8 protein-coding genes and 1 riboswitch are annotated in these 12,999 nt (G+C 75.2%); of the genes, 3 read left to right on the forward strand and 5 right to left on the reverse strand.

Annotated features, from left to right (window positions below):
- Window positions 1-17: 17 nt before the first annotated feature.
- Window positions 18-3,686 (reverse strand): cobaltochelatase subunit CobN, encoded by a 3,669-nt coding sequence (gene cobN, locus ACIF6F_RS03550; protein ID WP_399940678.1) that lies wholly within the window; start codon window positions 3,684-3,686, stop codon window positions 18-20.
- 53 nt (window positions 3,687-3,739) lie between these two features.
- Window positions 3,740-3,826, reverse strand: a riboswitch (cobalamin riboswitch).
- 1,247 nt (window positions 3,827-5,073) lie between these two features.
- Here cobN and ACIF6F_RS03555 point away from each other — a divergent pair.
- Genes ACIF6F_RS03555 through ACIF6F_RS03565 form a run of 3 tightly spaced genes read left to right on the forward strand, consistent with a single transcriptional unit; the run spans window position 5,074 to window position 8,572 of the window.
- Window positions 5,074-6,414: a cobalamin biosynthesis protein CobG gene (locus tag ACIF6F_RS03555; protein ID WP_399940681.1), complete on the forward strand. Its 1,341-nt coding sequence runs from the start codon at window positions 5,074-5,076 to the stop codon at window positions 6,412-6,414.
- Window positions 6,411-7,058, forward strand: coding sequence for a precorrin-8X methylmutase (locus tag ACIF6F_RS03560; RefSeq protein ID WP_399940683.1), 648 nt, complete (start codon window positions 6,411-6,413; stop codon window positions 7,056-7,058). Before ACIF6F_RS03555 ends, ACIF6F_RS03560 begins: the two co-directional genes overlap by 4 nt.
- On the forward strand, window positions 7,055-8,572 hold the full coding sequence (locus ACIF6F_RS03565) for a precorrin-2 C(20)-methyltransferase (RefSeq protein ID WP_399940686.1): 1,518 nt from the start codon (window positions 7,055-7,057) through the stop codon (window positions 8,570-8,572). The genes ACIF6F_RS03560 and ACIF6F_RS03565 overlap by 4 nt, the downstream gene beginning before the upstream one ends.
- Window positions 8,573-8,813: 241 nt before the next feature.
- Here the strand turns inward: ACIF6F_RS03565 and ACIF6F_RS03570 are convergent, their stop codons facing one another.
- The 4 genes from ACIF6F_RS03570 to cbiE all read right to left on the reverse strand — a co-directional run bounded on the left by ACIF6F_RS03570 (window position 8,814) and on the right by cbiE (window position 12,931).
- On the reverse strand, window positions 8,814-9,815 hold the full coding sequence (locus ACIF6F_RS03570; RefSeq protein ID WP_399940690.1) for a hypothetical protein: 1,002 nt from the start codon (window positions 9,813-9,815) through the stop codon (window positions 8,814-8,816).
- Between the two features lie 317 nt (window positions 9,816-10,132).
- Complete coding sequence (locus ACIF6F_RS03575; RefSeq protein WP_399940692.1) at window positions 10,133-10,903, reverse strand: cobalt-precorrin-6A reductase; 771 nt, start codon at window positions 10,901-10,903, stop codon at window positions 10,133-10,135.
- Complete coding sequence (gene cobM / locus ACIF6F_RS03580; protein ID WP_399940694.1) at window positions 10,893-11,642, reverse strand: precorrin-4 C(11)-methyltransferase; 750 nt, start codon at window positions 11,640-11,642, stop codon at window positions 10,893-10,895. Before cobM ends, ACIF6F_RS03575 begins: the two co-directional genes overlap by 11 nt.
- Window positions 11,639-12,931 carry a precorrin-6y C5,15-methyltransferase (decarboxylating) subunit CbiE gene (gene cbiE, locus ACIF6F_RS03585; protein ID WP_399940695.1) on the reverse strand — a complete coding sequence of 431 codons (1,293 nt, stop codon included), beginning with the start codon at window positions 12,929-12,931 and terminating at the stop codon, window positions 11,639-11,641. The genes cobM and cbiE overlap by 4 nt, the downstream gene beginning before the upstream one ends.
- Window positions 12,932-12,999 lie beyond the last annotated feature (68 nt).

Genomic DNA, 12,999 nt, shown 5'->3' on the forward strand with positions numbered 1-12,999 from the left:
GCTCCGTACCGCCTCCGCTACTCCTGCCCGGCCTGGCCCTCCAGGTCGCCCTCGGCGTCCAGGAACACCTGCCGCAGCGCCTCGATCACCTGCGGGTCCGGCTTCTCCCACAGCCCGCGGGACTCCGCCTCCAGCAGCCGCTCCGCGATGCCGTGCAGCGCCCAGGGGTTGGCCTCCTTCAGGAAGGCCTGGTTCTCCGGGTCCAGCACGTACGCCTGGGTGAGCTTGTCGTACATCCAGTCCGCGATCACGCCGGTGGTCGCGTCGTAGCCGAACAAGTAGTCCACCGTCGCGGCGAGTTCGAAGGCGCCCTTGTAGCCGTGGCGGCGCATCGCCTCGATCCACTTCGGGTTGACCACGCGCGCCCGGAACACCCGGGAGGTCTCCTCGACCAGCGTGCGGGTGCGGACCGTCTCCGGCCTGGTCGAGTCGCCGATGTACGCCTCCGGGGCGGTGCCCCGCAGCGCGCGCACGGTCGCCACCATGCCGCCGTGGTACTGGAAGTAGTCGTCCGAGTCGGCGATGTCGTGCTCGCGGGTGTCGGTGTTCTTCGCCGCCACCGTGATCCGCTTGTACGCCGACTCCATCTCGTCCCGCGCCGGACGGCCGTTCAGGCCCCGGCCGTAGGCGTAGCCGCCCCACACCGTGTACACCTCGGCCAGGTCGGCGTCGGTGCGCCAGTCCCGGCTGTCGATCAGCTGGAGCAGGCCGGCGCCGTAGGTGCCCGGGCGGGAGCCGAAGATGCGGGTGGTGGCCCGCCGTTCGTCGCCGTGCTCGGCCAGGTCCGCCTGGGCGTGCGCCCGTACGTAGTTGTCCTCGGCGCTCTCGTCCAGCGAGGCGGCCAGCCGCACCGCGTCGTCGAGCAGCCCGATCACGTGCGGGAACGCGTCCCGGAAGAAGCCCGAGATGCGCAGCGTCACGTCGATGCGCGGGCGGCCCAGCTCGGCGACCGGCACCGGCTCCAGGCCGGTGACCCGGCGCGAGGCCTCGTCCCACACCGGCCGGACGCCCAGCAGCGCGAGGGCCTCGGCCACGTCGTCGCCGGCGGTGCGCATGGCGCTCGTACCCCACAGGGACAGGCCCACGGAGGCCGGCCACTCGCCGTTGTCCGTGCGGTAGCGCTCCAGCAGGGAGTCGGCGAGGGCCTGTCCGGTCTCCCACGCGAGGCGCGAGGGCACGGCCTTGGGGTCGACGGAGTAGAAGTTCCGGCCGGTCGGCAGCACGTTGACCAGGCCGCGCAGGGGCGAACCCGAGGGCCCGGCCGGCACGAAGCCGCCGTTCAGCGCGTGCACCGCGTGGTCCAGCTCGTCGGTGGTCGCTGCCAGCCGCGGCACCACCTCGCGGGCGGCGAAGGCGAGTACGTCGGCCACGCCGGCCGGGTGGCCCTCGGCGACCCCGGCCACAGCGGCCGGGGCCCAGCCCGCCGCCTCCATCGCCTCGACCAGCCCGCGGGCCGTCTCCTCGGCCTCGTCGGCGGAGGTGCGGGTGGCCTTGGACTCGTCCAGGCCCAGCGCCTCGCGCAGGCCGGGGAGGGCCGTCGTACCGCCCCAGATCTGGCGGGCCCGCAGGATCGCCAGCACCAGGTTGACCCGCTCGGGGCCGGTCGGCGCGCCGCCCAGCACGTGCAGGCCGTCGCGGATCTGGGCGTCCTTGACCTCGCACAGCCAGCCGTCGACGTGCAGCAGGAAGTCGTCGAAGCCGTCGTCGTCCGGACGCTCCGCCAGACCGAGGTCGTGGTCGAGCTTGGCGGCCTGGATCAGCGTCCAGATCTGGGCGCGGATCGCGGGCAGCTTCGCCGGGTCCATCGAGGAGATCTGCGCGTACTCGTCGAGGTGCTGCTCCAGGCGCGCGATGTCGCCGTACGAGTCGGCGCGGGCCATCGGCGGCACCAGGTGGTCGACCAGCGTCGCGTGCACCCGGCGCTTGGCCTGGGTGCCCTCGCCCGGGTCGTTCACCAGGAACGGGTACACCAGCGGCAGGTCGCCGAGCGCGGCGTCGGGCGCGCAGGCCGCGGAGAGGCCGGCGTTCTTGCCCGGCAGCCACTCCAGGTTGCCGTGCTTGCCCAGGTGGACCATCGCGTCGGCGCCGAAACCGCCGTCCTCCGCGGCCGCCTGGATCCAGCGGTAGGCCGCCAGGTAGTGGTGCGAGGGCGGCAGGTCCGGGTCGTGGTAGATGGCGATCGGGTTCTCGCCGAAGCCGCGCGGCGGCTGGATCAGGATGAGCAGGTTCCCGCGGCGCAGCGCCGCGAGGACGATGTCGCCCTCCGGGTTGTGCGTGCGGTCCAGGAACATCTCGCCCGGCGCCGGGCCCCAGTGCTCCTCGACCTGCTCGCGCAGCTCCGCGGGGAGCCGGGCGTACCAGCGCTTGTAGTCGGCGGCCGGGATGCGGACCGGGTTCCTGGCCAGCTGCTCCTCGGTCAGCCAGTCCTGGTCGTGGCCGCCGGCCTCGATCAGGGCGCGGATCAGCTCGTCGCCGTCGCCGGAGACCAGGCCCGGGATCTCCTCCTCCGGCCCGAAGTCCCAGCCCTCGGCGCGCAGCCGGCGCAGCAGCGCCACCGCGCTGGCGGGGGTGTCGAGGCCCACGGCGTTGCCGATGCGGGAGTGCTTGGTGGGGTACGCGGAGAGCACGAGGGCCAGCCGCTTCTCGGCGTTCGGCAGATGGCGCAGGCGGGCGTGGCGCACGGCGGTGCCGGCGACGCGGGCGGCGCGCTCGGGGTCGGCCACGTACGCGGGCAGGCCGTCCTCGTCGATCTCCTTGAAGGAGAACGGCACGGTGATCAGCCGGCCGTCGAACTCCGGTACGGCGACCTGGCTGGCGGCGTCGAGCGGCGAGAGGCCCTCGTCGTTCTCCTCCCAGTCGGCGCGTGAGCCGGTCAGGCACAGGGCCTGGAGGATCGGCACGTCGAGCGCGGCGAGCGCGCCCGCGTCCCAGGACTCGTCGTCGCCGCCGGCGGAGGCGTCCGCCGGGCGGGTGCCGCCGGCGGCCAGGACGGTGGTCACGATGGCGTCGGCGGAGCCGAGTTCGGCCAGCAGCTCCGGCTCGGGGCTGCGCAGGGAGGACACGTACAGCGGCATCGGCGTGCCGCCGGCCTCGACGACCGCGTCGCACAGGGCGTGCACGAAGGCGGTGTTGCCGCTCATCTGGTGGGCGCGGTAGTAGAGCACGGCGATCCGGGGCGCGTGCGGGTGGGCGGTGGGAGGTGTGGGGGTGGTGGGGTGTGCGGGGGTGGCGGGAGTGGTGGGGGCTGGATCGCGCTCCAGCGCGCCCCAGGTGGGCGAGGCGGCCGGGGGCTCGAAGCCGTGGCCGGTGAGCAGCACGGTGTCCGAGAGGAACCGGGCCAGCTGCTCCAGGTTGGCCGGGCCGCCGTGCGCGAGGTAGGCGTGGGCCTCGGCGGCGATGCCGATCGGCACCGTGGAGGCCTCCATCAGCTGTGCGTCCGGGGCCTGTTCACCCGTGAGGACGACGACGGGCTTGGTCTGGCCGGGGGAGAGGAGGAGGTCGAGGCCCTCCTGCCAGGCGCGCAGGCCGCCGAGCAGGCGTACGACGACGAGGTCGGCCTCGTCGAGCAGCGCGGGCAGGTCGTCCAGGGGGAGCCGGGAGGGGTTCGCGAAGCGGTACGGGACCGGGCCGTCCGACGCACGTGCGCTCAGCAGATCGGTGTCCGACGTCGACAGCAGCAGGATCATGCGGCGTCCGGCCTTCCTCGGGGTTTCCGCGCCCCGGGCAGTGAAGACGGCGGGAGTTCCTGGCTCACCCGGGCGCCGCGCGGGGCGGGCACCGGGGCTCACAGTGGCGGGACCGCGCCGGATTCACACCGGGCTTCCTCCCATGACGCCGCCTTCGGCGGTGCCGGGCCAGACGACCCGACGGGGAGCATCTTAGTGCGGGGGGTGGGGGGCGGGGGAGTGGGGGTTGGGGCGTGGGGAGTGGGGGTGCGGGGGTTGGGGGGGTGAGGTTGGGGGTTGGGGGTTGGGCCCGTGGGGGTGCGGGCTGAGGATCTGCGGACCTGTGGGGCTGCGTGTGCCCGCTGCCTGCTCCCGCCTCACGGCCTGTTCCGGTTTCCGGCAACCGGCGTTAGCCGCGGCCTGCGGGGCTGTGCAAGCTTGCCTGCCACGGCCTGCTCCCGCTTCCCGCTCCGTTTCCTGCTCCGGCTTCCCACCACCAGCCCGTCACTTCCCACCCGCACCGGCCCGCCACTCGCCGCCGCACTCCGCCCGCCCCCACTCGCCGCCGCGTCCCGGTCCACCCCATTCGTGCTGGGGTGATGCCGCGTTGGCCTGGTGGCGTGCTGGAGCGCGACTTGTGCCCCCAGCGCCGTCGGCGCGCCCGACACCGCGTACCGCGGTTCGCTGCTGGGCGTCCCCGGTAGCGGCGGGGCGTGGCGTCCGAGGCGGGTCCCGAGTCTTGGCCCGCCCGGCGTTTGAGGGCGCAGGGGGTCCGGGGACCGCCCCGGTGAACGGGAGAAGGGCGGGGAGGGGCAGCTCCGCGCAGCGGCCACGGCCCGTCCGGCCGCAGCGGGTCCCGCGCCTGATACGGGGCCCACGACGGTGCCGGGGCGAAGGCTGGGCCAGGGGTTCCCGTGGCCCGCCTCGGTTCGGCGCCCCGGTGCCGGTGCCGGGGGCGAGCCGGTGCCGGGGTGGGCCGGTGTCGGTGCCGGGCGAGAGCCGGTGCCGGGGCGAGCCGGTGGTGCCGGGTGGCCGGTCGTGTGGTGTGTGGGTCCCCTCGGTGCTTGACCCGTCGTGGCCTGCAGGCCCAGCGGCAGGCCCACCCCTGGGGCTTTGGGGCTTCGCCCTGGCCTTCGGCCACCCCAGGCCCGGGCCTGCCACCGGACCAGCCTGCCACGACGCCTCAAGCACCTTCCCCACACACCACACGACCGGCCGGGAGCGGAGGGGACGGCGGGCATCGGGCTGGACCCGGGGCCAGGGTGGGCGCACCGGGGATCAGGCCGGCCCTCCTGGGTCTGCGCCCTTCCCGGCGGCGGTGTGGGGCGCCGGCCTGCCGGGATCGAGACGGGGGCCGGCCGGGGAGGGGGTGGTGACGGCCACAGACCGGGGCCCGAGAATCGTGGGTATGCTCGCCGCCATGCCCCCAGCCCCTTCCCCCGCGTCCCGGGACGAACCAGTCATACGGGACGGCGGCGACGCCTGCCCGGGTGCGCTGCGTCTGCACGCGGCGGACGACGGGTACCTGGCGCGCGTACGTCTGCCCGCCGGTCTTCTCACCGCTCGTCAGGCCGCCCTGCTGGGGGAGGCCGCCGAGCGTTTCGGGGACGGGAACCTGGACGTCACGTCGCGCGGCAACGTGCAGTTGCGGGGTCTCGCGGATGCGTGCGGGGCGGAGCTGGCCGCGCTGCTGGACGGGGCCGGGCTGCTGCCCGCGCCCGGGCACGAGCGGGTGCGGAACATCGTGGCCACCCCCATGTCCGGGCTGGACGGGCCGCCGGAGCGCGATGTGCTGCCCTGGGTGCGGGAGTTCGACCGCAGGCTGTGTGCGGATGCGCGAGTGACCGCTTTGTCTGGACGTTTTCTGTTTGCGTTTGATGATGGTCGCGGCGATGTCGCGGCGCTCGACCCGGACGTCACCGTGCTGGCAGTCGGCGGGTCCGCGGGTGCCGGGGTGGGCGCACTGGTTCGGCTCGGGGCGGGCGCGGATGCCGTTGAGGTGGGTGCCGGTGACGCGCCGCGGGCCGCGCTGCTCGCTGCTCATGCCTTTCTCGACGCCGTGCAGGTGGCCGGGACCAAGGCCTGGCGGGTGGGCGAGCTGCCTGCCGAGCATGCCTTGTGCGCAAGGGAGTTCGTCGGGCGGTTGAGTCGTGACGGGATCGGTGCCCGGTACCGGGCCGATGTGGTGTGGCCCTACGCCGCGCCGGTGCGGCCCCGTGGTGTCGGTGCCGGGCCCCGGTCGCACCTGTGCGTTCTGCCGCCGCTCGGCCGGTTCTCCGCCGGTCAGTGGCGGGAGCTGGTCCGTGTTGCCGGGCTGTCCCGCGGTCCTCTGCGCATCACCCCCTGGCGTGGTGTCGTGCTTGCGGACGTGCCCGTGGACGGTGCTGCGCTGCTGGAGCGGGCCGGGCTCGTCGTCGCGGGCGACAGCGTCTGGGAGTCCGTCACGGCCTGTACCGGACGTCCCGGTTGTGCCAAGTCCCTGGCGGATGTGCGGGCCGACGCACCCCTCGCCGTGGGGGCCACGGGCGGGGCCGGCGTGCTGCCCGTCCACTTCGCCGGGTGCGAGCGCCGGTGCGGACACCCGCGCGGCACCGACTGGGTCGATCTGGTCGCTGCCCCCGACGGCTACCGCCTCACCGCCCCCGGCCGGCCGGCCCGTACCGGCCTTGCCCCCACCGACCTCGCCGCCGCCCTGGCGGAGGCGCGTACCACCCCTCACCCGTCGTCGCAGACCGCAGTGAAGAAATGAGCGAGTACACCGTGTTCGAGTACGAGAAGGACGGCGCGTCGATCTACCGCCAGTCCTTTGCCACGATCCGCGCCGAGGCGGATCTCGCCGGGCTGCCCGCCTCGGTCGCCCAGGTGGCGGTGCGCATGATCCACGCCTGCGGCATGACCGACCTGACCCGGGACCTCGGCTACACCGACGACGTCGTGCTGCGCGGCCGGGCCGCCCTGCACGCCGGCGCGCCGATCCTGTGCGACGTACAGATGGTCGCCAGCGGCGTGACCCGCAAGCGGCTCCCCGCCGACAACCGGGTCGTGTGCACCCTCTCCGACCCCGAAGTGCCGGAGCTGGCCCGCAAGATGGGCACGACCCGCAGCGCGGCTGCTCTTGAGCTGTGGCGCGACCGGGGCCTGCTGGAGGGTTCCGTGATCGCCGTCGGCAACGCGCCGACCGCGCTCTTCCGGCTGCTGGAGATGATCGAGGAGGGCGCGCCGCGCCCGGCCGCGGTGATCGGCGTGCCGGTCGGCTTCATCGGCGCCGCCGAGTCCAAGGACGCGCTGGCCGGACACCACTCCGGGCTCGACCACCTGATCGTGCGGGGCAGGCGCGGCGGCAGCGCGATCGCCGCCGCCGCCATCAACGCGATCGCGAGCGAGGAAGAATGAGCGAGCAGACTGCCCCGCCCGCCGCCGGGCGCCTCTACGGTGTCGGGCTCGGCCCCGGCGACCCCTCGCTGATGACGCTGCGTGCCGTCCAGGTGATCGCCGAGGCGGACGTGGTGGCGTACCACAGTGCCCGCCACGGCCGCTCGATAGCGCGGTCGATCGCCGCGGAGCACCTGCGCGCGGACCACATCGAGGAACCCCTGGTCTACCCCGTCACGACCGAGACGACAGACCACCCGGGCGGCTACCAGGGCGCGATGGAGGAGTTCTACGCGTCCGCGGCGGCCCGGCTGGCCGCGCACCTGGACGCCGGCCGGACGGTCGCCGTACTCGCGGAGGGCGACCCGCTCTTCTACGGCTCGTACATGCACATGCACAAGCGGCTGGCCGACCGCTACCGGACCGAGGTCGTCCCCGGCGTCACGTCGGTGAGCGCCGCCGCCGCCCGGCTCCAGACGCCGCTGGTGGAGGGCGAGGAGGTGCTCACGATCCTGCCCGGCACGCTCCCCGAGGAGGAGCTGACGGCCCGTCTGGCCGCCACCGACTCCGCCGTGGTGATGAAGCTCGGGCGCACCTTCCCGGCCGTCCGCCGGGCCATGGAGACCTCCGGGCGGCTCGCCGAGGCCAAGTACGTGGAGCGCGCCACCATGGCGGGCGAGCGGACCGGCGAACTCGCCGACACGGACCCGGAGTCGGTCCCCTACTTCGCCGTCGCCGTGGTGCCGAGCCGGGTGGGCAACCCCGGCAGCCGGCCCGCCCCGGAGACCGGTGAGGTCGTGGTCGTGGGCACCGGGCCGGCCGGCCCGCTGTGGCTGACCCCGGAGACCCGGCGGGCGCTGGCCGACGCCGAGGTGCTGGTCGGGTACACCACGTACCTCGACCGGGTGCCCCGCAGGGCGGGCCAGGTGCGGCACGGCTCCGACAACAAGGTCGAGTCGGAGCGCGCGGAGTTCGCCCTGGACCTGGCGCGGCGCGGCAAGCGGGTCGCGGTGGTCTCCGGCGGCGACCCGGGCGTCTTCGCCATGGCCACGGCCGTCCTGGAGGTCGCCGCGCAGGACGCGTACCGGGACGTGCCGGTGCGCGTGCTGCCCGGCGTGACGGCCGCCAACGCCGCGGCCGCGGCCGCCGGAGCGCCTCTGGGCCACGACTACGCGACCATCTCCCTCTCGGACCGCCTCAAGCCGTGGGAGGTCATCGCCGAGCGGCTGGCCGCGGCGGCCCGGGCCGATCTGGTCCTGGCCCTGTACAACCCCGGTTCCCGCAGCCGCACCTGGCAGGTCGGCAAGGCCCGGGAGCTGCTGCTGGAGCACCGGTCCCCGGACACGCCGGTCGTGATGGCCCGCGACGTGGGCGGCCCGGAGCAGTCGGTCCGCATCGTGGGGCTGGCCGACCTGGACCCGGAGGAGGTCGACATGCGGACGATCCTGCTGATCGGCTCGTCGCAGACCCAGGTGGTCCGCCGCGGGGACGGTGCGCAGGTCACCTGGACCCCGCGCCGCTACCCGGAGGCGTGACGCCCGCGGCGCCCTGACGCGCTCTGCCCGGGTCCCTCCCCCTCCCCCGTGCGGGGGAGGGGGATCCCCCGCACGGGGGGAGGCACACCCCCGTGCCTGCTGGGAGCTTGGGGGCATGGAACACGAACTGATGCCGATCCGTGCCCGCCGCCCCCAGGGGCTACGGCTGGGCGAGCTGCCGGAAGAGGGCGCCGATCCGGGACTGGTCGGCGACGAGCGGGAGCGTGTCGAAGTACAGCTCCTACGCGCCGCCCGGCCCGAAGCGCTCCACGATGCCGAAGGAGGCCTCGCGGAAGCGGGGTTCCGCCGCCGGGTCGTCCTGGGGCAGGGGGATCCGGGCGGTGCCGTGCCACTCCACGTACGTCGTGGTCCGCCCGAAGGCCGCCTGGCCGGCCTCGAAGCGCAGGTCCGCGGTCTCGAACAGCCGCTCCAGGTACGCCGTCTTCGCCTCCGGGGAGGTCAGCTGCTCCCGCTGCCCCGGGCCGGTCAGCCGTGCTCCGGCCATGCGCCGGACCAGTGCCCCGGCGTCCGCGCCGTTCCACGCGGCCAGCCGGTCCGCGATCTCGTCGGCACGGAACCGCTCCGGCGCCCGCCGGGGCGTCCCAGGCGCGCCGTCCGCCCGGTCGGTGACGCCTCCGAACAGGTCCGGCACCGCACCCGGCAGGGTGTCGCGGAACAGCGCGGCACGGTCGTGGTAGCGGCGCGCCTGGAGCGTCCTGCCGTCGTCGCCGAGCACGTTGCGGGCGATCTGCGGGTAGGCCACGGTACGGCCCTTGAGGGTCACCTCGTTCCACTGGCCGAACATCATCACGGCGCCGTCCGCCACCACGTCCGTGCCCCGGTTGCGCAGGTCGGGCGCGAGTCGCAGCGAGCCGGTGATGGAGGTGCCGATCGTGCTGTGGCCCCGCTGCGCCGCGCCGCCGGCCTCCCACAGGGACGCGTCCGCGTCGAAGATGTCCACGTAGGCCCTGACCCGCGGGTGCCCCAGCTCCCCGAGGGCCGGGGGAGTGCCGGTCGGCATCCGCCCGAAGGCGAGCTGCCGCTGCATGAAGGCACAGGCGTTGGGCGTGATCCGGCCCTCCAGCCGGTCCACCTTCTCCCGTACCGCCGGACAGTCCCCGAAGGACGGCGCCCCGGCGGTGCCACCTGCGATGGCGGCCGTCCCGCCGCCGGCGAACCCCACCGCACCCATCGCCAGCACCGCCGCCGCACCCGCGACCACACCATGCCGACCTGCGAACATTCCCCGCACCCCTTTTCGTTGCCGCTTGCGTGCGACCACCATCGCCGCCGGCCCACGACCTGGTCGATTACCCCGGAGGTCATGCCGGGGACGCCGGGGCAGGGGCGGTCGGCGGCAGTCGTGGCGCCGGTCCCACGGGAAGCCGTGACAGCGGCGGCAGTGCCGGAAGGGGACGCCGCCGCAGTCGCCCGGCTGCATCCCGCCGGTGACGGTCAGGAGGTGTTCCGTACGGTGCCCGACGGCGCATGGCAACGGGCGACGCCGCAGGCGGTCGTACGCGCCACCGGCAGCCCGGCCGGCGTACGGCGGGTCGGACGTCAGCGCCGAAGTGACGTGCCACGGAGCCAGGTGACGGCGTCCGGAACCGTGGTGGCGACCGCGACGCCCGGGGGGACGGGTGGGCGGCGGACGATGACGACCGGGACGTTCGCCTCGCGGGCGGCGGTGAGCTTCGGGGACGTGGCGGCGCCGCCGCTGTCCTTGGTGACCAGGACGTCGACGGCGTGGGTGCGCAGCAGGGCACGCTCGCCGTCCAGGGTGAACGGGCCCCGGTCCAGCAGGACTTCGGTGCGGGCCGGGCGCGGGCCCTCCGGCGCGTCCACCGAGCGGACCAGGAACCAGAGGTCGTCCAGGCCGGCGAAGGCCGCCAGGCCCATCCGGCCGGTGGTCAGGAAGACGCGCTCGCCCAGCCCCGGCAGCGCGGCCGCCGCCTCCTCCAGCGTGGACACCTCGTGCCAGTCGTCGCCCGGCACCGGCGCCCACGAAGGCCGGCGCAGCGCCAGCAGCGGCACACCGGCCGCTGCGGTGGCCGCGGCCGCGTTGAAGCTCATCTTCTCCGCGAAGGGGTGCGTGGCGTCGACCACCGCGTCCACGCCGTGCTCCCGCAGCCAGCCGGCCAGGCCCACGGCGCCGCCGAAGCCGCCGATACGGGTCTCGCCGGGCGGCAGCACGGGCCGGTTCACGCGTCCGGCCAGCGAGTTGGTGACGCGCAGGCCGGGCTCGCCGGCCAGCGCCTCGGCCAGGCGGCGCCCCTCGGTGGTGCCGCCCAGCACCAGGACGTGCGCCGCCGCGGGCGTACTAGCAGACATGCCGGTCGCGCTCGGCCGAGTACAGGTGGCTGTCGCGGAACTGCTCCGCGCCCAGGGTCCGGCCCACGATGATGACCGCCGTGCGCACCAGGCCCGCCGCCTTCACCTGCCCCGCGATGTCGTCGAGCGTGCCGCGCAGCACCAGCTCGTCCGGGCGGCTGGCCATGGCCACCACCGCGGCCGGGCAGTCGGCGCCGTAGTGCGGCAGCAGTTCCTCCACGACCCGGTCCACGTACCGCGTGGCCAGGTGCAGCACCAGCAGTGCCCCGCTGCGGCCCAGGGTCGCCAGGTCCTCGCCCGGCGGCATCGGGGTGGCCTGCTGCGCGATGCGGGTCAGGATCACCGTCTGGCCGACCGTGGGCACGGTCAGCTCCCGCTTCAGCGCGGCGGCCGCCGCCGCGAAGGCCGGTACGCCCGGCACCACTTCGTACGGCACCCCGGCCTGGTCCAGGCGCCGCATCTGCTCGGCGACCGCGCTGAACACGGACGGGTCGCCCGAGTGCAGCCGAGCGACGTCCTGACCGGCCTCGTGGGCCCGCACCAGCTCGGCGACGATCTCGTCGAGGTTCAGCTGCGCGGTGTCCACCAGCCGGGCGTCCGGGGGGCACTCGGCCAGCAGCTCCCGGGGGACCAGGCTGCCCGCGTACAGGCAGACCTGGCAGGAGGCCAGGGTCCGCGCACCGCGCACCGTGATCAGGTCCGCGGCGCCGGGCCCGGCGCCGATGAAGTACACGGTCATGTGCGATCTCCCGATGTGGCATGTGATGTCGTACCGATGCCGGCCGTAGCCGTGGTCTCCGCCGGCTCCGCAGGCTCCGCCGCGCCGCCCGGCTTGCTGACGGACCACTGGGTGATCGGCATCGCCTGCCGCCAGCCAGTGAACCCGCCCACCGGCACCGCGTGGGAGACCGCGAGCTTCACCAGCTCGCCGCCCAGCTCCCGGTGCCACCGGGCGAGCAGCGCCTCGGACTCCAGCGTGACGGTGTTGGCGACCAGTCGGCCACCGGGCCGCAGCGCGGCCCAGCAGGCCTCCAGCAGCCCGGGCGCGGTCAGGCCGCCGCCGATGAACACCGCGTCCGGCACCGGCAGTTCGGCCAGCGCCTCCGGCGCGGCGCCGCCGACCACGCGCAGTCCGGGCACTCCGAGCGCGAGCGCGTTGCGGCCGATGCGCTCGGCCCGTACGGCGTCACGCTCGACGGTCACGGCCCGGCAGGACCGGTGCGCGCGCATCCACTCGATGGCGATGGACCCCGAGCCCCCGCCGATGTCCCACAGCAGCTCGCCGGGCGCGGGCGCCAGCGCACCCAGCGTGACGGCCCGCACGTGACGCTTGGTCAGCTGCCCGTCGTGCTCGTACGCGGCGTCCGGCAGGCCCGGCGTGACGGCCAGCCGCAGGGCGCCCTCGGCCCGCCGGCACTCCAGCGCGATCACGTTCAGCGGATCGCCCGGAGCGTGCGACCAGTCCTCGGCCCGCCCGGAGAAGGAGTCCTCGCGCTCGGACCCGAGCTGCTCCAGTACGGTCATCCGGCTCGGCCCGAAGCCGTGCTTCCGCAGCAGCGCGGCCACCTCGGCGGGGGTGCCGGCACCCGCGCTCAGCACCAGCACCCGCCGCCCGTCGTGCAGGGCGGCGGCCAGGCCCGCAGCGGGCCGCCCCACCAGCGTGACGACCTCGGTCTCCTCGACCGGCCAGCCCAGCCGGGCGCAGGCGTACGAGACGGAGGACGGGTGCGGCAGCACCCGGAGCCGGCCGGCGCCCAGCTCCTCGGTGAGGGCCCGGCCGATCCCGTAGAACATCGGGTCCCCGCTGGCCAGTACGGCGATCCGGCGCCCGGCGTGGGCGGCGAGCAGCCGCGGGACGGCGGGCCGCAGCGGCGAGGGCCAGGCCACCCGTTCGCCCGGGCAGTCCGCCTCGGGCAGCAGGTCGAGCTGCCGCCCGCCGCCGATGAGGACCTCGGCGGCGCAGAGTTGCGCGCGGGCCGTGGCGGAGAGGCCCGCCCAGCCGTCCGCGCCGATCCCGACGACGGTCACGGGTGACGGTGACGGTGACGGGGGCACTGGGGAACTCACGGGCCGGGTCCTCGGGGCTAGCTGGAGGG

It is taken from the genome of Streptomyces sp. NPDC086023, from assembly GCF_044540325.1.
Classification (GTDB): Bacteria; Actinomycetota; Actinomycetes; order Streptomycetales; family Streptomycetaceae; genus Streptomyces.

Excerpts from the sequence above, each read along its gene's own strand:
- ACIF6F_RS03560 (WP_399940683.1), top strand. The coding sequence starts at position 6,411 with ATGAGCGAGTACACCGTGTTCGAGTACGAGAAGGACGGCGCGTCGATC.
- ACIF6F_RS03570 (WP_399940690.1), bottom strand. The coding sequence starts at position 9,815 with ATGTTCGCAGGTCGGCATGGTGTGGTCGCGGGTGCGGCGGCGGTGCTG.
- ACIF6F_RS03575 (WP_399940692.1), bottom strand. The coding sequence starts at position 10,903 with ATGTCTGCTAGTACGCCCGCGGCGGCGCACGTCCTGGTGCTGGGCGGC.
- cobN (WP_399940678.1), bottom strand. The coding sequence starts at position 3,686 with ATGATCCTGCTGCTGTCGACGTCGGACACCGATCTGCTGAGCGCACGT.
- cobM (WP_399940694.1), bottom strand. The coding sequence starts at position 11,642 with ATGACCGTGTACTTCATCGGCGCCGGGCCCGGCGCCGCGGACCTGATC.
- ACIF6F_RS03565 (WP_399940686.1), top strand. The coding sequence starts at position 7,055 with ATGAGCGAGCAGACTGCCCCGCCCGCCGCCGGGCGCCTCTACGGTGTC.
- ACIF6F_RS03555 (WP_399940681.1), top strand. The coding sequence starts at position 5,074 with ATGCTCGCCGCCATGCCCCCAGCCCCTTCCCCCGCGTCCCGGGACGAA.